The organism is Hymenobacter aranciens, assembly GCF_030580865.1.
GTDB lineage: Bacteria > Bacteroidota > Bacteroidia > Cytophagales > Hymenobacteraceae > Hymenobacter > Hymenobacter aranciens.
This window is the reverse complement of the sequence record NZ_JAUQSY010000024.1, coordinates 41,173-57,278: the sequence shown is the minus strand read 5'-3', so window position 1 is coordinate 57,278 and position 16,106 is coordinate 41,173. Positions and strand designations below refer to the sequence as shown.

General features: G+C 65.1%; 12 protein-coding genes and 1 pseudogene. 3 read left to right on the top strand and 10 right to left on the bottom strand.

Annotated features, from left to right (window positions below; all coding sequences use genetic code 11):
• The 4 genes and pseudogenes from Q5H93_RS23460 to Q5H93_RS23445 all read right to left on the bottom strand — a co-directional run.
• A pseudogene (locus tag Q5H93_RS23460) lies at positions 1–293 on the bottom strand (hypothetical protein); the annotation flags it as partial.
• A gap of 162 nt (positions 294–455) precedes the next feature.
• Positions 456–1,481 carry an aldo/keto reductase gene (locus Q5H93_RS23455; RefSeq protein ID WP_305009170.1) on the bottom strand — a complete coding sequence of 342 codons (1,026 nt, stop codon included), beginning with the start codon at positions 1,479–1,481 and terminating at the stop codon, positions 456–458.
• A gap of 114 nt (positions 1,482–1,595) precedes the next feature.
• Positions 1,596–3,617, bottom strand: coding sequence for an FG-GAP-like repeat-containing protein (locus tag Q5H93_RS23450; protein WP_305009169.1), 2,022 nt, complete (start codon positions 3,615–3,617; stop codon positions 1,596–1,598).
• Positions 3,618–3,755: 138 nt separating this feature from the next.
• Positions 3,756–4,490: a hypothetical protein gene (locus tag Q5H93_RS23445; RefSeq protein WP_305009168.1), complete on the bottom strand. Its 735-nt coding sequence runs from the start codon at positions 4,488–4,490 to the stop codon at positions 3,756–3,758.
• Between the two features lie 459 nt (positions 4,491–4,949).
• On the opposite strand from Q5H93_RS23445, the gene Q5H93_RS23440 reads away from it, so the two are divergent.
• Both Q5H93_RS23440 and Q5H93_RS23435 read left to right on the top strand, forming a co-directional pair.
• On the top strand, positions 4,950–6,284 hold the full coding sequence (locus Q5H93_RS23440; protein ID WP_305009167.1) for an AAA family ATPase: 1,335 nt from the start codon (positions 4,950–4,952) through the stop codon (positions 6,282–6,284).
• Positions 6,284–6,844, top strand: a complete 561-nt coding sequence (locus tag Q5H93_RS23435) for a hypothetical protein (RefSeq protein ID WP_305009166.1) — start codon at positions 6,284–6,286, stop codon at positions 6,842–6,844. The genes Q5H93_RS23440 and Q5H93_RS23435 overlap by 1 nt, the downstream gene beginning before the upstream one ends.
• Positions 6,845–6,948: 104 nt before the next feature.
• Here Q5H93_RS23435 and Q5H93_RS23430 read toward each other — a convergent pair whose 3' ends face one another.
• The 5 genes from Q5H93_RS23430 to Q5H93_RS23410 all read right to left on the bottom strand — a co-directional run bounded on the left by Q5H93_RS23430 (position 6,949) and on the right by Q5H93_RS23410 (position 11,836).
• Positions 6,949–8,259, bottom strand: a complete 1,311-nt coding sequence (locus tag Q5H93_RS23430) for a cryptochrome/photolyase family protein (protein ID WP_305009165.1) — start codon at positions 8,257–8,259, stop codon at positions 6,949–6,951.
• A gap of 212 nt (positions 8,260–8,471) precedes the next feature.
• On the bottom strand, positions 8,472–9,101 hold the full coding sequence (locus Q5H93_RS23425; RefSeq protein WP_305009164.1) for a flavin reductase family protein: 630 nt from the start codon (positions 9,099–9,101) through the stop codon (positions 8,472–8,474).
• Positions 9,102–9,358: 257 nt separating this feature from the next.
• Positions 9,359–9,889, bottom strand: coding sequence for an SgcJ/EcaC family oxidoreductase (locus tag Q5H93_RS23420; protein ID WP_305009163.1), 531 nt, complete (start codon positions 9,887–9,889; stop codon positions 9,359–9,361).
• A 189-nt stretch (positions 9,890–10,078) separates the two neighbouring features.
• Positions 10,079–10,912, bottom strand: coding sequence for an AraC family transcriptional regulator (locus Q5H93_RS23415; protein WP_305009162.1), 834 nt, complete (start codon positions 10,910–10,912; stop codon positions 10,079–10,081).
• Between the two features lie 42 nt (positions 10,913–10,954).
• Positions 10,955–11,836 (bottom strand): alpha/beta hydrolase, encoded by an 882-nt coding sequence (locus tag Q5H93_RS23410; protein WP_305009161.1) that lies wholly within the window; start codon positions 11,834–11,836, stop codon positions 10,955–10,957.
• Between the two features lie 115 nt (positions 11,837–11,951).
• On the opposite strand from Q5H93_RS23410, the gene Q5H93_RS23405 reads away from it, so the two are divergent.
• The gene (locus Q5H93_RS23405) at positions 11,952–14,522 is read left to right on the top strand and encodes an alpha-amylase family glycosyl hydrolase (protein ID WP_305009160.1); all 2,571 of its coding nucleotides are present in this window, start codon (positions 11,952–11,954) and stop codon (positions 14,520–14,522) included.
• Between the two features lie 154 nt (positions 14,523–14,676).
• Here the strand turns inward: Q5H93_RS23405 and aspA are convergent, their stop codons facing one another.
• A complete protein-coding gene (gene aspA / locus Q5H93_RS23400; RefSeq protein WP_305009159.1) occupies positions 14,677–16,077 on the bottom strand; it encodes an aspartate ammonia-lyase in 1,401 nt (466 codons plus the stop codon).
• Positions 16,078–16,106 lie beyond the last annotated feature (29 nt).

Genomic DNA, 16,106 nt, shown 5'->3' with positions numbered 1-16,106 from the left:
TGGTGCCCGCCGTAGCGGGCGGCGAAGGGCTTCATGCTGCCGGTGACGAGGTTGCCGGCCAGGGCATCGACGGCCGGGCCGCGCGCCGGGGGGCGGGCCAGACCCAGCCGGGCGGCGAGGTCGTCGGACCAGGCCAGCAGCTGCGGGGCGGCCACGGGGGTGGGGGCTACCTGCGAGTAGAGCACGCCGGGCACCTGGCGCGACTGCCGGTTGGGGGCTATTTCGCCGGGCAGCTCGTCCACGAAGGAATTGTGGAAGGGGGCTTGGTCGAAGGATTGGGGGGAGGAAGGCATGGGAGCAGCCGGGGGAAAGGCCGGCGCTTGCTTAACGCAGCGGCGGGGCGCTTGTTTGGGCCGGGCTTGGGGGCAACGCAACACCTCTCCTCCGGCCCGGGAAGAGAGGGGTTGCGACAGGGTGGCTTGCGGCGGGCAACTCTGCAAGAGGGGGATTAAGCCTTATAGCACCGAAGCCTTCAGCATCGGAAACCGGCGCTGGTGCCAGTAAGGGTACACCGGCGGAGTATCGCTGGCGGCGTCGAGGCGGGCCACTTGCGCGGGGGTGAGGTTCCAGCCCACGGCGCCGAGGTTCTGGCGGAGCTGCTCCTCATTGCGGGCGCCGAGCACGAGGTTGGCGACGGTGGGGCGCTGGAGCAGCCAGTTGAGGGCCACCTGGGGCACGGTTTTACCGGTTTCTTCGGCCAGCTCGTCGAGCACATCCACGATGTTGTAGAGGAACTCGTCCGTCACGTCGGGGCCCTGGCCGCCACCCTGCTGGAGGCGGCTGTCGGCGGGGGCGGGCTGGCTGCGGCGGTAGCGGCCGCCAAGCCGGCCCCCCGCCAGCGGGCTCCACACGAGGGCGCCGACGCCCTGGTCCTGGGCCAGGGGCATGAGCTCCCACTCGTATTCGCGGTTGATGAGGGAGTAGTACACCTGGTGGCCGATGTAGCGGGCCCAACCGTGGCGCTCGGCCACGCTGAGGGACTTCATGAGGTGCCAGCCGGAGAAGTTGGAGCAGGCAATGTAGCGCACTTTGCCACTGGTAACGAGGTCATCCAGGGCACGCAATGTCTCCTGCACGGGGGTGCGGGCATCGAAGCCGTGGAGGTAGTAGATGTCGATGTGGTCGGTGCCGAGGCGGCGCAGGCTGTCGTCGCAGGCTTGCAGTAAGTGCTGGCGCGAGGAGCCGAAGTCGTTGGGGCCGTCGCCCATGGGGAAGGTGGCCTTGGTGGAGATGAGGGCGTGCTGGCGGCGGCCTTCGAGGGCCTGGCCGAGGATTTCTTCGGCGGCGCCCTGCGAGTACACGTTGGCGGTGTCGAAGAGGTTGACGCCGGCTTCGAGGCAGATGTCGAGGAGGCGGCGGGCTTCGGTGACGTCGGTGCTGCCCCAGGCTTTGAAGAATTCGTTGCCGCCCCCGAAGGTGGCGGTGCCGAAGCTGAGGACGGGGATTTGGAGGCCAGAGGCTCCGAGTTGGCGGTATTCCATATGCGGGGGAGAACCGGGCGGGTGGGGAAAGGTTGGCCTGAGCCAGCCTTCAGCAACGCAAAAATCCCCGCTGGGGACACCAGCGGGGATTTCACCTATCTATCCTCCAGCCGACTATTCCACCAGCAGCCGCCGGGCCTGGCTGCCTACCCGCACCAGGTAAAGCCCGGCCGGCAGCCCGGCCAGCTCCAGGTCGGCCGTGGGCTGGCCGGGGGCCAGCGGCAGCGTGCGCACGAGGCGGCCCGTGGCATCGAGCAGCTGCGCCGGGGGCAGGGCGGCGGCCCTGGCCGCCAGGTGCAGGCGCACCAGGTGGTGGGCCGGGTTGGGCGCGAGCGTAAACAAAGCCGGCGCGCGCGCGCCGGCCGTGGCCGCGGGAGTAGCCAGCACCGTGAAGGCGGTGCGCAGCGTGTCGCGGCCGACGCGGGTGGCCACGCTGATGAGGCCGCTGGTAGCACCGGCCGGCACGGTCACGCGCAGGGCCGTGCCGAGGGCGTTGGTGCTGAACTGCTGGGCGGGCACGCCATTAAAGGCTACGGCGGTGGTGCCCGACAGGTTGGTACCCGACACTTCTACCAGGCTGCCCGGCGCCGCACTGCCCGGCATGGCCGAGAGCAGGCGTGGCGGCAGGCTGGCCTGGTTCAGCAACAGAGCCACGTACTGCGTCTGCATCAGGGGCGCCACAATATCGAGGTCGCCGTCGTTGTCGAGGTCGCTCAGGCTGATGTGCTCGGGGCGGCCGGGCAGAGGCAGCGGGGCGCCGGGGGTAAACTGGCCGTTGCCTTCGCCCAGCAGCACCTGGAGCTGGTAGGTGCCGCGAGGGTCGGCCGTGCCCACCACCGCATCGGGGTGGTTGTCGGCGTTGAGGTCGCCCACGGCAATGGCCGTGCCCTCGCCGCTGCCAAACGTGAAGGGCGAGCCCGGTGCGTGGGCCAGTTGCCCGGTGCCATCGCCCAGCAGCACGGCCAGCGTGCCGCTGAATGTAGTCGTCAGCAGGTCAAGGTGGCCATCGTGGTTCACGTCGGCCGTCTGCAATTCGCGGGGGTACCAGGGGCCCACCGAGAAGCCGGCGGGATAGAGGTTGCCAAACACCGGCGTGAAGCCCCCGGCGGGCGTGCGCAGCGACACCGTGGCCACGGCGTAGCCCGGCGCCTGGGCCACATCGGTGGTCACCACGTCCAGCAAACCGTCCTCGTTGAAGTCGCCCAGCGTGCCCTGGGTGAGGCGGGCGTGGCCGCCCCAGCCCACCGTCAGCACCGCGCCCACCGGGTAGAGGCCGCTGGCCGCGCCGTGGTACACGGCCAGCTGGTGGGTCATGCTATTACCGGTGAGCAGGTCGGGGCGGCCGTCGAAGTTCAGGTCGGCCACTTCCAGCACGTAGTCGCTCGGGCCGCCGGCGGCGTAGTACATCAGCGTCGACTGCGCCGTGAAGCCGCCCGTGCCGCTGCCCAGCAGGGCATACAGGCCGTCGGCCCCCCGCCGAAACACCACATCGGCATTGCCGTCGTGGTTGAGGTCGGTAGCGCGCACGGCCGTGGCTCTCCACGACGAGGTGAGCAGCCCGGTAAAGTGCCGGTAGCCGCCACCGGCCTGCGCCAGCCAGGTGTTGACGCTGTCGTCGGTCGACACGACCAGGTCCTGGAGCTGGTCGTTGTTAAGGTCGCAGGGCTCGGCCCGCAGCACGCCGATGGTATTCCACACCGATACCCGCAGCAGCTGCCGGGTGAAGCTGGCGTTGCCACCCAGCGTGGCCGCCGTGTATTGCAGGCAGTAGGGCAGGGCGGCCGCGCCGGCGCTGCCCTGCACCGTGCCCGGTACCGTCAGGGTGATAGTTTCGCCGGCCCGGAAGGGTTGCGTGGGCAGCACCGTCAGTACCGAATCGGTGCTGCCGGCCGCGAGGGCAATGCCGGGGCCGGCGTGGCTGCTTTGCAGCTGCACCCCGCCCACGGTGCTGGCATTGAGGCCCTGCGTGTAGGGCAGGGTCAGCAGCTGGCCCGGGAGCAGCGCGCTATGCGGCGCGGGCTGCACCAACGCCCGGCGCAGCTGCGGTGCCTGCGCCGCCGCCGGCCGCAGTGTGGCGCCCAGCAGCAGTACGGCCAGGGCCGGCCGCCAGGAATGGGAAAGGAAGCAATAAGTCATTGGCGAAAAGGTGGCCCCGGTTGGCAGCCCGGCAAAAGTAGCGATAAGCAATAATCCGCCATCAGCCTGACGGTGGGCCAGCACCAAAAAGCCCCGCCGATACTGTCGGCGGGGCCTGGGTAAGGAAGGGAGCCGGACCTAGCCGGCGGGCGAGGGCGCCGGCTTCTCATCGGCCGCCTTCGGCCCCGTGTACTCCTTCAGAATAGCCTCCGGAAAGTAGTCGCCCGCCCGCTCCGGCGTCAGGAAGTAGTGCATCAGCAGCGCCAGCAAATTCAGAAACAGGGCATCGGCCAGCGCCAGGCGGGCGGCGCCGCGCAGGTCCTGGGTGTCCTCTTCGCCGCCCATCGTCTCCAGCTGCGTCTTGCGCGAATCCGTCACGTTTTTCCACAATTGCTTGGCCTTCGTGCCCATGGCCGCACCCACGTCGTCCTTCAGGTCCTCGGCCGCCTTTAGAAACACGCTGGCCTCGGTGTCAATATCGGCCTTGTTGGCCTCCGTAACGTCCGTCACGCTGTTCGGGAAAAACTGCAGGTACTGCTTGGTCTTTTCGCCTTTGATATTCTTATCCAAATCCGTGTAGAGGGCGGCAATAATCTTGGCCTGCTGCCCCACGTAGCGCTGAAACTTCTTGATAGCCGCGTCATTGTCCAGCGTCTCACCCTTGCGCTTGGCGCCCTGCTGGGCCCCACCCTGCACCGCCAGCCGGTAGTCGGCAATGGCTTCGTCGGTGGCCGCCACCCGCGCCTTGAATAAATCGGGCAGGCCCGGCAGCGCCGCCCGCAGCCGCTCCACGTGCACGTCGGAGTACTTTAGAAAGCGTTTCGCGCCGAGCACGGAGTTGCGAAACGGGTTGGTGAGAAAGGGTTCAATCATGGTTGAAAAGGGGTAAAGGGTGAAAAAAAGGACTGTCAGTACTCATCAATGGTCCCGACCGGGTCGGGGTGGTCCCTCGTCGCCTCGACCAGGCATCCCGACCGGGTCGGGATGCTCACTCGTCGCCCCGACCAGGCATCCCCACCTAGTCGGGATGGTCACTCGTCGCCTCGACTAAGCATCCCGACCGGGTTGGGGTGGGTACTCGTCGCCTCGACCGGGCATCCCGACTAGGTGGGGATGCTTGGTCGTCGCCCCGACCGCGCATTTCGACCGTAAGCAACTAAGCGCGGCGCTAGTTACGAAGAATTATTAATTCAACCAAACCCGTTCTCGGGTGCTGCCGGGCGCGGGGCGCCGGCCACTTCTGGCCTCCCGCCCCGTACTTTGCGCCCTATGGCTCCCAAACGCGCTTCTGCCCCCCCTACGCCGCCGGCCGCGCCGGCCCGCCCGCCCTACATGCTCATCGAAGAAATTCGGGTGCAGGGGTATAAATCGTTGGTGGATGCCACGCTGCACGTGCGCCCGCTGACGCTGCTGGCGGGCACGAATAGCTCGGGGAAATCGAGTATCATGCAGCCGCTGCTGCTGATTAAGCAGACGATGGAGGCTAATTATAATCCGGCGGGGGCGCTGGTATTGAATGGAGCGCATGTTCAGGCGGATACGGCGGGGGATTTGATGGCAGCAATCGGAAAAAGTAAAGCTAAACAGCTTTTGATAGGCATAACAGGAAGCTATAACCGAGGAGAAACATCTGTTAAAAGAAGTTTTGAACTTGCTTATCATGTAGACGGCGCCAATTTTTTAGTCTCTTATCAGCAATCCCAATCTATGGGTTGGCCTGATGGCCCAAGAAAGACTCTCATAACACCAGATTCAACTTGGGACTCTATGCACTCTCAACTTGACCCGAAGAGGCAGAAACAGTATTCATTAAAAAATAATTTTGGGCATGTTCAGATGCGAAATGGGTTCTTAGTTAATTCCGTAAGTGATAAAGAGGGTAATCTTGTAGTTGTTTTTAAAACTACAATCCAAATCGACAAAGTTCTATCAACTCTTTTGCACATTCCTGGTCTGCGTAATAAGGCTGAGAGAACTTATTTGCCCACTTTGTTTCAAGATAGTGTAAAAGGCACATTTGACTTATATGTTGCTGGAATTATTGTCCAATGGCAGCAGCAGGAGAATACTAAAGAGCTGTATAAACTCAATGATTACCTCTATCGCCTCGGCCTCACCGATAGTATCACAGCCAAGGTGAAAAACGCCAACGACGTAGAGCTAAGCGTGAGCCGGCTGCCGGCCGGCAGCAGGGGCAAGCCCCGCAAGGCCGACATGGTGAACATTGCCGACGTGGGCATCGGGGTGTCGCAGGTGTTGCCCATCGTGGTAGCGCTGATTGCGGCGCAGGAGGGGCAGCTGGTGTACGTGGAGCAGCCGGAGCTGCACCTGCACCCCCGGGCGCAGGTGGTGATGGCCGAGCTGCTGGCCGAGGCGGCCAACCGGGGCGTGCGGGTGATAGTGGAAACGCACAGCAGCCTGTTGCTGCTGACGGTGCAGACGATGGTGGCCGAGGGTGAGATGAAGCCGGAAGATGTGGGCCTGCACTGGTTTTCGCGGGATGCCAAGGGGGCCACCACGGTGCGCTTCGAGCAACCCGACGAAAACGGGGCCTATGGCGACTGGCCGGAGGATTTCGGAGACGTAGAGCTGGAAGCCAAGCGTCGCTATCTGGACGCTATTGGTCAGCGGCGGGCGCAGCGGCAGGCTGGCAAAGCAACAGCCTGATGAGAGCCGCTACCCCCCGCCCCCGGCAGTTGGTTATTGATGCCGATGTGCTGCAGTCGGCCTCCGCAAGAAGCGGCGATGCCAAAGCTGTGGCATGTCGGGAAGCCTTGGAAGCCATTCGGCAGGTGCGGCATTTTGTGGTGCAGACGCCCCTGCTGGAAGAAGAATGGGACAACCATGCCTCGGAGTATTCGCTCGATTGGCTGGTGCAAATGGAATCGCGCCGCCGCGTAGTGCACACAGTAGAAGAGCCCCGGACGGGGCTCGACGGAGCCCTACGCAAGCTGCCGGTGACACCGGAAGTGCTGGCCATCATGCTCAAAGATTGCCATCTGCTGGAAGCGGCGTTAGCCGCCGACCACGTAGTGATTTCCAAGGATGAGAAGGCCTACGCACATTTCTACCACGCTTCGGCGAGCATCAGCCAGATACGCCCCGTGATGTGGGCGAGTCCCATGCGGGTGGCCGATGAGTGTACCGGATGGCTGCTGGCTGGTGCCAAGCCGGAAACAAAGCGGCGGGTGGGAAAACGGCCGCATCGCAAGCATCCGGACTTTTAGATACGTTTTTCTGATGGCGCGGCCGGCGCGACCGGGCGAACCACCCCCGTTCGCGCCTCTTCGGCGCTCACATCCCCTCCTTTTCAAGGAGGGGAGTTGTCGTTCTACTGGCGGCCTTCCCGGAACAGCTGCAGCGCCCGGTCGCGGCCAAATTGCAGGTCGACCAGGGGTTTGGCGTATTTGGGGGTGCCGTATTCGGGCACCCATTTTTTGATGTAGGCGAAAGTGGGGTCGTATTGTTTTTGCTGGCTTTCGGGGTTGAAGATGCGGAACCAGGGGGCGGCGATGGCGCCGGTGCCGGCCACCCACTGCCAGTTGCCGACGTTGTTGCTGAGGTCGTAGTCGAGGAGCTTTTCGGCGAAGTAGCGCTCGCCGAGCTGCCAGTCGATGAAGAGGTGCTTGCAGAGGTAGCTGGCGGCCACGATGCGGGCGCGGTTGGGGAGGTAGCCGGTGGCGTTGAGCTGGCGCATGCCGGCATCGACGAAGGGCTGGCCGGTGCGGCCCTCGCACCAGGCCTGGAACTCGGCGGGGGCGTCGCGCCAGGGCAGGTGGCGCATCCTGGGGTCGTAGGCCTCGGTGGCGGTGTGGGGGAAGTGCCAGAGCAGCATCATGAAGAAGTCGCGCCAAATCATCTCGTTGAGGAGCTTGCTGTTTTCGCGGCGGGCCTGGCGCATGAGCTCGCGCACGCTGAGGGTGCCGAAGCGCAGGTGCACCGACATGCGGGTGCTGCCGGGCTCCAGGGCTGGGAAGTCGCGGGTCTGGTGGTAGTGCTTGACGACGGCGGCGGGCGGGGGCTGGGCGGGGGGCGTGTACTGCTCGTGGGGCTCGAAGCCGAGGTCTTTCAGAGAGGGCCGGGCAGCGTCGGCGCGGTGGGGGCGGGCGAGGTGCTCCTTGGTGAAGAGGCGGGCCGAGGGGTGGGCCTGGAAGTCGGCGTCGGTGGCCTGGGCCTGCCAGGTTTTGGAGTAGGCGCCGAAGACTTTGGGGGGCTTGCCGTTTTTGGTCAGCACTTCGTCTTTGGCGAAGATAACCTGGTCTTTGAAAGCGTGGAACTCGACGTCGTGGGCGTAGAGCAGCTTGGCCACGGCGGTGTCGCGGGCAATGGCGGCGGGCTCGTAGTCCTCGTTGGTATACACGGCCTGGAGGTCGTAGTCCTGGAGCAGCTGCTGAAAGACGGCCAGCACCTGGCCGTGGCGGGCGAGCAGGCCGCCGCCGGCTTCGTGGGCCTCGTGGGCGAGGCGCTCGACGTGGTGGTGGATGAAGGTGAGGCGGGCATCGTCGGGGGGCAGGGGGGCGAGGATGTCGGCGTCGTAGATGAAGAGGGGGAGGACGGGGGCGCCAGCCTGCAGGGCGGCGGCGAGGCCAGCGTTGTCGGTGAAACGCAGGTCGCGGCGGTGCCAGAAGAGGGTGATTTTCATGTGGAGAGAACGAAGCTTCCCTCCTTGGAAAGGAGGGGATGTGAGCGCCGAAGAGGCGCGAACGGGGGTGGTTGGCCCGGTCGCGCCGCTTGGGCTTTAGGGTTTTAAGTTACTGCTTTGTTCGGTTTTAGTTCAGCCGGCGCGGACGGCCTAACCACCCCCGTTTCAGCTGCGCTGAAACATCCCCTCCTTAGCAGGAGGGGAGTTTTGTTCTACTCCGCTTGTGGCTGCTGCCCCGGCCGGGCATAGCCGAAGCGCACGGGCGGGCCTACGGCATGGTAGCTATCAAGCCCTGAGACGGTGGCCGTGCCCAGGCTGGCTAGGTCGAGGGTCCCATCGGGGCGCAGGGCCTGGTCGGGGAGGTAGATGTGCTCGACGGTGCCGACGAGCAGCACGGTGCCGTTGTGGATGGGCAGCTCTTCGCGCAGGCGCAGGCCGATGCTCAGGGGGCTTTCGGCCACGTAGGGGGCGGGGAAGTCGTCGCGCCAGGCGGGGGTGAAGCCGCAGGCGTCGAACTCGGAGACGCCGTCGGGGAAGTTGGCGGAGGTGTAGTGGGCCTGGGCGGCCCTGGCCAGGGGCACATGGTTGAGGGTGAAGCAGCCGCTGGCCCGGATGTTCTGGTAGGTGTGGCGGGGCACGGTGGCCGGGCGCGTGACGATGCCAAGCACCGCCGGGTCGGAGCCCAGGTGCAGGGTCGAGCTGAAGATGGCTAGGTTGGTGAGGCCATCAGGAGCGGCGGTGCCCACGAGGGTGGCGGGCTTGAAGCCGGGCAGGCCGTTGACGAGGTTGAGGCGGTAGATGCGCTCGAAGGCGCGGATATCGGCGGCGGTGAGGTGGGGCATGATAGAACGAAAAAACTCCCCTCCTTTCCAAGGAGGGGATGTTTTGCCGCAGGCAAAACGGGGGTGGTTCGCCCGGTCGCGCCGTTCGCGCCGGGTGGGGGGCATACGCGGATATGCTCCTTCGGCAGGGCTTTCGTGCCGGTTGGGGGTACATACGTGGATATGCTCCTGACGGCGCGAGCGGGCGAACCACCCCCGTTTTGCCTGCGGCAAAACATCCCCTCCTTGGAAAGGAGGGGAGTTTTGTTCTTAGCCGCTTACTTCGCCGGCTTTTGCATCGGGTTGCTGGCGGCGGCGCGGGCGTCGATGACGGTGTTCTGGCCGGCGGTGAGCAGCCAGCGGCCCTGCTGTTTCACCATCACCAGGGTCATGAGCTCGTCGGTGTCGCCGGCTTTGTTGGCGCCGCGGTTGATGCCGTCGGGCGGGTAGAAGGCGCCGACGTGCTCGTGGGCGTTGACGACGGCTACGTCGGGGGTGACGAAGCGGACGTTGACGTCGTTGAGGGTGAAGGGGACGCCTTTGAACATCGTGTCGAAAATCTGTTGGTGGGCCTGCTGCACGGCGGGGCGGCCGCGCCACCACATGCCCACGATGTTGACCCAGCTGACGTCGGGGGTGGTGTAGGTTTCCATGTCGGCGAAGTGGTGGTTGGTCCAGTTGGCAGCCATGCGCTGCACCAGCTGGCGAATGGCGGTTTCGTCGGCGGCGGTGGTGGTGGCGGGTGGGGCCTGGGCGAAGGTGCGGCCGGTGACCAGCAGCAGGGCGAGGCTGAGGAGGAGGGTTTTCATGGCGTGAACTTTGGATGGTTGTTACGCCGGCAAAGGTGGGGGTGCGCGGGGGGCGGGGGGTAGTAAAAAAACGACATTTCGGGAGTAGCGCGAAACTCCGTTTCCGCGACGAGCGCAGCGAGTAGCAAGCGTTAGCAGACGCCTGGAACTCGCTGCGCTCGTCGCGGAAACGGAGTTTCGCGGTACAGCCTAGCGGCCCAGCTGGAGGCGGCCGCCGGCTAATTGGGTGTGGGCTACCTCGGCGGCCAGCAGCTGCGGGGGCGTCACGCCGGCAAATTCCTTGAAGTCGCGCACTAGGTGGCGGTAGTCGAAGTAGCCGCAGTGGATGGCCACGGCCAGCCAGTCGAGGTCGGGCTGCTGCTCCTTGAGGCGGAAGGCCTGGTCGAAGCGCACGATGCGGGCGTAGAGCTTGGGCGCCAGGCCCACCTGCTCCACGAAGTTGCGCTCGAACTGGCGGGGGCTCAGGCAGGCATCGGCGGCGAGGTGCTCCAGGGGGGCGGTGGTGCGGCCCGAGGGCAGCAGGGTGGGCAGCAGGCGGTCGAGCGGCCGCTCGGGGCGGCCGGGCAGGCGGCGCAGGGCGCGCAGCAGGTAGCTTTCCACAATGGCGAGCATGGCGGCGTAGTCGGTGGTTTCGGCCAGGCGGGCCTCTACTTCGCCGATGCCGGGGCCGAGCAGGGCCCGGCTTTCGACCGAGAAATCAAATAGCTCCCGCACGGGCACGCCCAGCAGCCGGTGCAGCCCGCCAGGCCAGAAAGCGGCGCAGACCATGAGGTGGTCGGGGGCAAAGTGCAAATCGACCCGCGACACCTGCGGCCCCACCACGATGCTGGCCGGCATGGCAATATCCTGGCCTTGGCCGTAGTGAAAGGTACGCATCTGCCCGCGCGGGTAGAAGTACAGGCACTGTTGCGGGGCCGGGGGCATGGGTTTCACGGCCTGGTCGGCATGGCGCACGTGCACCAGCAGGTAGTGCTGCACGAAGGGCCGGAGGGCGGGCGCGGGTGGGACGAGGCGGAAAACCATCGGGGAGGGCGAAAAACTCCCCTCCTTTCCAAGGAGGGGAGTTTATCGTTCTACCGTGACCCCATTGGCCTTCAAAACGCCGTTGAGGAACAGCACCTGGTAGGGCAGGGCGTTCTGCCAGTAGTCCCAGGTGTGGGCGCCGGGGCGCTCGGTGTAGTCGTGCGGGATGTGCTGGTACACGAGGCGGCGGTGCACTTCGCGGTTGATGTCGATGAGGAAGTCATCAACGCCGCAGTCGATGATAATTGGCAGCTGGTTCTGGCCGATTTTTTCCAGCATACTCATCACCGAATTGGCCGTGAAGCGTTCGGGGTGTTCGGTTTCGGCGCCCAGCACCGGGGCCCAGAGCTTTTCGCGGTTGGCTTTTTCGGCGGCAGAGACGTTGCGGGTGAGGCTGCGCAGGTCGAGGGCGCCGCTCATGCTGCCGGCGGCGGCGAAGAGTTCGGGGTGGCGGGCCGAGAGGTAGAGCGCGCCGTGTCCGCCCATGGACAGGCCGGCGATGACGCGGCCCTTCTTGTCGGCTACGGTGCGGTAGGTTTTATCGACTAACGGCAATACTTCCTTGAGAATGTGCGTCTCGAACTGGCTGCCGGGGTTCACGGGGCTGTCGAGGTAAAAGCCGAAGGTTTCGCCCTCGGGGCACACGATGATGAGGTTGTACTGGTCGGCGAGGCGGTGGACGGTCTGCTTGTCGGGCGTTTGCTTCAGCCAGTTATCGAAGTGGCCCCAGGCGCCGTGCAGCAGGTAGAGCACGGGGTAGCGGGCCTTCTTGTTTTTGGGGTAGGAGGTGGGCAGCACCACGGCTGCGCGGTACGTCTTGTTCATGGCCGCGCTGGGCACGGCCAGGGTATCGACGCTGGCGGCGAAAGTGGCAGGGGCAGCCAGCAGCAGCAGGGCCAGCAGGAGAGGACGAAGGAGGGGCATAGAGTTAAAAGGGTGTTAAATCGGCCGCAAAGTAGGCTTTTCCGAACGTTTGGGCCGGCGGCTACCTTGTGTCCGCAGTACCTTTAGGTCTGTTGACTTTATTTAATTCAAGCGAATGAGACATTACGTACTCCTGGTGGCCCTATTGTTGGGCAGCTATTATTCCCGGGCCGCCCAGGTCACCTTCCGCGTGGACATGACCGGCCAGACGGTGCCCGCCGGCGGCGTGCACGTGGCCGGCGACTTCCAGGCCTCGGCCGGCTTCCCGGCCAACTGGAACCCCGCCACCACCGCCCTCACCGACGCCGACGGCGACCAGATTTGGGAAGTAACCCTGACCGTGCCGGCCGGCGAGTACCTCTATAAGTTCGTGAACGGCAACGCCTGGCCCGCCGCCGAGCTGGTGCCCGCCACCTGCGGCCTCGCCGATGCCAGCGGCAACGTGAACCGCCAGGTAGTGGTGGGCGGCGCGGCCGTGCGGCTGCCGGCCACGCCGTTTGCGGGCTGCCTGCCGATGCTCACCTTTCGGGTGGATATGACGGGGCAGGCCGTGTCGTCGGCCGGGGTGCACGTGGTGGGCAACTTCCAGCCGCTGGCCGGCTATGGCGCGGCCGGCGATGCCACCGCCCTGCCCCTGCGCGATGCCGACGGCGACGGCATCTTCGAGGCGCGCATCGCGCTGCCCGCGCCCGCCCGCTTCCAGTACCGCTTCGTGAACGGCAGCACCCTGGCCGGCGCCGAAACCGTACCCGCCGCCTGCGGCACCGCCGATGCCAGCGGCACCCTCACCCGCGTGGTAGATGCCACGGCGGCCGTGAATACCACGCCCGCGCTGTGCTTCGGCAGCTGCGCGGCCTGCAACGGGGCCCCGGCGACGAACTACCCGACCTACTGGTGGAACGACGCGGTGTTTTACGAAATCTTCGTGCGCAGCTTTTACGACAGCAACGGCGACGGCAAGGGTGACTTTGCGGGCATGACCCAGAAGCTCGATTACCTCAACGACGGCAACCCGGCCACGACCACCGACCTGGGCATTACGGGCATCTGGCTGATGCCGATGATGGAGTCGCCGAGCTACCACGGCTATGATGTGACGAATTACAAAGCCACCGAGCCGGATTATGGCACGATGGCCGAGTTTGAAACCTTCCTGGCGGCGGCGCACCAGCGCGGGATTAAAGTGATAATTGACCTGGTGCTGAACCATTCGTCGAGCCAGCACCCGTGGTTTACGCAGTCGGCCAGCAGCCCCAGCAATACCTACCGCAACTGGTACGTGTGGTCGCCGACGGATTTGGGCTTCGGGCCGTTCGGAGGCAGCGGCTGGCACTTCCGCAACGGGCAGTATTACTACGGGGCCTTCTGGGACGGCATGCCGGACCTCAACTGGCGCAACCCGGCCCTGAAGGCTGCTATGTGGGATGCCAGCCGCTTCTGGCTCAAGAAGGGCGTGGATGGCTACCGCCTCGACGCCGTGCGCTACTTCGTGGAAACCGGCACGACCCACTCCGACACCCCCGAAACGCTGGCCGTGCTGCAGGAAATGCACGACTCGCTGAAAGCCGTGAACCCGCAGGCTCTGTCAGTAGGTGAGGCCTGGACCAACACCCGCGCCGTCATCCCCTACGTGCAGAACAACCGCCTCGACATCTGCTTCGAGTTCGACCTGGGCGAGAGCATCATCAACGCCGTGACCCAGGGCAGCCCCACGGCCCTGCGTACCCAGCTCAACCTGGTGAACAACCTCTACCCGCGCCTGCAATACGCCACCTTCCTCACCAACCACGACCAGAACCGCGTCTTTGATGGTCTGGCCAGCAACCAGCCGCGCATGAAGCAGGCTGCCGCGCTCTACCTCACCATGCCCGGCGTGCCCTTCCTTTATTATGGGGAAGAAGTGGGCATGAGCGGCACCGGCGCCGATGAAAACAAGCGCCTGCCCATGCAGTGGACGGCTGGCGCCCGCGCGGGCTTCAGCACCGGCACGCCCTGGCGCGCCCTCAATGCCAACTACGCGCAGTTCAACGTGGCCACGATGGCCGCCGACCCCAACTCGCTGCTCAATCACTACAAGAAGTTCATCGGCCTGCGCAACGCCAGCCCGGCCCTGCGCAAGGGCTACTACCTGCCCGCCACGGCCTCGGCCGCGCCGGTCATCAGCTACGCCCGGGTGTTCGATGCCGAGATGGTATTAGTAGCGGCCAACGTCAGCGGCAGCGCGGTGACGTCGCCGGCGCTGTCGGTAGCGGTGTCGACCCTGCCCGCCGGCACCTACCCGGTGACGGAGCTGGTGAGCGGCCAGGCGGCCGGCACGGTGACGGTGAGTGCGCAGGGTGGTTTCAGCAGCTTCACGCCCACGCTGGGTAGCCTGGCGGCCAACCAGACCTGGGTATTTCAGATTGGCGCGGCCACGCCCACCAGCGTGACGCCGGCAGCGCCCGCCTTCGCCCTGGTGCTCTACCCGAACCCCACCACCGGCCCGGTGCGGCTGGCGCTGGCGGCCGCACCGGCGGCGCGCAGCCAAGTGCAGGTGTTCGACCTCACGGGGAGGGAGGTGTTTGCCACGCGCTTCGCGGGGGCTGAATACGCGCTCGAAACCAGCGGCTGGGCGGCCGGAGTGTACTTTGTGAAAGTGCAGTCGGGTAAGAAAGTGGCGGTGCAGCGGCTGGTGGTAGGGCTGTAAAGACGAAAAAAAACGTCATCCTGAGCGCCGAAGGCGCGAAAGGACCTCGCCCGCTTCGTTGTGGTAGTAATTAATTACTGCCGCACTGAGACCCGGACGAGTTCCTTTCGCGCCTTCGGCGCTCAGGATGACGTTTTTTTTTGCTGTTCCGGTACTACTTCATAAACACCGGCCGAATCAGATTTTCGAACGTGAAAATCTCATCCCATTTCTCCTGCGTCAATAGCCCGCGCTCCACCACGGCAATGTCGTGCACCGATTTGCCGGTCTTGAGCGCCTCCTTGGCGATGCCGGCCGAAGCCTCGTAGCCAATAACCGGGTTGAGCTGGGTGACGATGCCGATGCTATTGCGCACCAGGTTTTCGGCGTGCTCCTTGTTGGCCGTGATGCCCACCACGCACTTCTCGCGCAGGGTGCGGCAGGCGTTGGTCATATATGAAATCGAAGTAAACAGCGCAAAGCTGATAACGGGCTCCATCACGTTGAGCTGCAGCTGGCCGGCCTCGGCGGCCATGGTCACGGTAAGGTCGGCGCCGATGACGTAGAAGGCCGTCTGATTCACCACTTCGGGGATGACGGGGTTGACCTTGCCCGGCATGATGCTGGAGCCGGGCTGCAGGGCGGGCAGGTTGATTTCGTTGAAGCCCGTGCGCGGGCCGCTCGACAGCAGGCGCAAATCGTTGCAGATTTTGGAGAGCTTCACGGCCGTGCGCTTGAGCACACCCGAGAGCTGCACGTAGGCGCCGGTGTCGTAGGTAGCTTCGAAAAGGTCGCCGGAGAGGCTCAGGTCCAGCCCGGTGATGTCGCGCAGGTACTGCGTGACCAGCTCAGGGTAGCCCTCCGGAGCGTTGATGCGCGAGCCGATGGCGGTGGCACCCATGTTGATTTCGGCGATGAGGCGGCGCGAGTCGTCGATGCGCAGCAGCTCCTCGCGCAGGTTGGTGGCGAAGGCGTTGAACTCGTCGCCCATGCTCATGGGCACGGCATCCTGCAGCTGGGTGCGGCCCATCTTGAGGATGTTACGGAACTCGACGCCCTTCACGCCGAAGGCTTCGGCCAGCTCGGAGAGGGTATCGCGGTAGCCGGCCAGTTTGTTATTTAGCGCAATGCGGAACGCCGTGGGGTAGGCGTCGTTGGTGCTCTGCGAGAAGTTGACGTGGTTGTTGGGGTGGCAGTACTGGTAGTCGCCCTTGGCGTGGCCCATCAGTTCGAGGGCCACGTTGGCGATGACTTCGTTGGCGTTCATGTTCACCGAGGTGCCCGCGCCGCCCTGAATCATGTCGGTGAGAAACTGGTCGTCAAACTCGCCGGCGGCCACGCGGTCGCAGGCCCGGGCAATGGCCTCGGCGATGTGGGCGGGCACCACGCCGAGGTCGCGGTTGGCCAGGGCGGCGCCCTTTTTCACGTAGGCCAGCGCCTGCACGAAGAGCGGCTCGGTATTGATGGGAATGCCGGTGATGGCAAAGTTTTCGAGGGCGCGGAGCGTCTGGATGCCGTAGTAGGCGGAGTCGGGCAGTTCGCGTTCGCCGAGAAAATCGTGTTCGATGCGGGGCATGGAAAAGGGAGTTGGGTGGGAGGGTGGGC

Bases quoted from the DNA above. Each gene is read 5' to 3' on its own strand.
- Q5H93_RS23455 (WP_305009170.1), bottom strand. From the start codon at position 1,481: ATGGAATACCGCCAACTCGGAGCCTCTGGCCTCCAAATCCCCGTCCTC.
- Q5H93_RS23450 (WP_305009169.1), bottom strand. From the start codon at position 3,617: ATGACTTATTGCTTCCTTTCCCATTCCTGGCGGCCGGCCCTGGCCGTA.
- Q5H93_RS23445 (WP_305009168.1), bottom strand. From the start codon at position 4,490: ATGATTGAACCCTTTCTCACCAACCCGTTTCGCAACTCCGTGCTCGGC.
- Q5H93_RS23440 (WP_305009167.1), top strand. From the start codon at position 4,950: ATGCTCATCGAAGAAATTCGGGTGCAGGGGTATAAATCGTTGGTGGAT.
- Q5H93_RS23435 (WP_305009166.1), top strand. From the start codon at position 6,284: ATGAGAGCCGCTACCCCCCGCCCCCGGCAGTTGGTTATTGATGCCGAT.
- Q5H93_RS23430 (WP_305009165.1), bottom strand. From the start codon at position 8,259: ATGAAAATCACCCTCTTCTGGCACCGCCGCGACCTGCGTTTCACCGAC.
- Q5H93_RS23425 (WP_305009164.1), bottom strand. From the start codon at position 9,101: ATGCCCCACCTCACCGCCGCCGATATCCGCGCCTTCGAGCGCATCTAC.
- Q5H93_RS23420 (WP_305009163.1), bottom strand. From the start codon at position 9,889: ATGAAAACCCTCCTCCTCAGCCTCGCCCTGCTGCTGGTCACCGGCCGC.
- Q5H93_RS23415 (WP_305009162.1), bottom strand. From the start codon at position 10,912: ATGGTTTTCCGCCTCGTCCCACCCGCGCCCGCCCTCCGGCCCTTCGTG.
- Q5H93_RS23410 (WP_305009161.1), bottom strand. From the start codon at position 11,836: ATGCCCCTCCTTCGTCCTCTCCTGCTGGCCCTGCTGCTGCTGGCTGCC.
- Q5H93_RS23405 (WP_305009160.1), top strand. From the start codon at position 11,952: ATGAGACATTACGTACTCCTGGTGGCCCTATTGTTGGGCAGCTATTAT.
- aspA (WP_305009159.1), bottom strand. From the start codon at position 16,077: ATGCCCCGCATCGAACACGATTTTCTCGGCGAACGCGAACTGCCCGAC.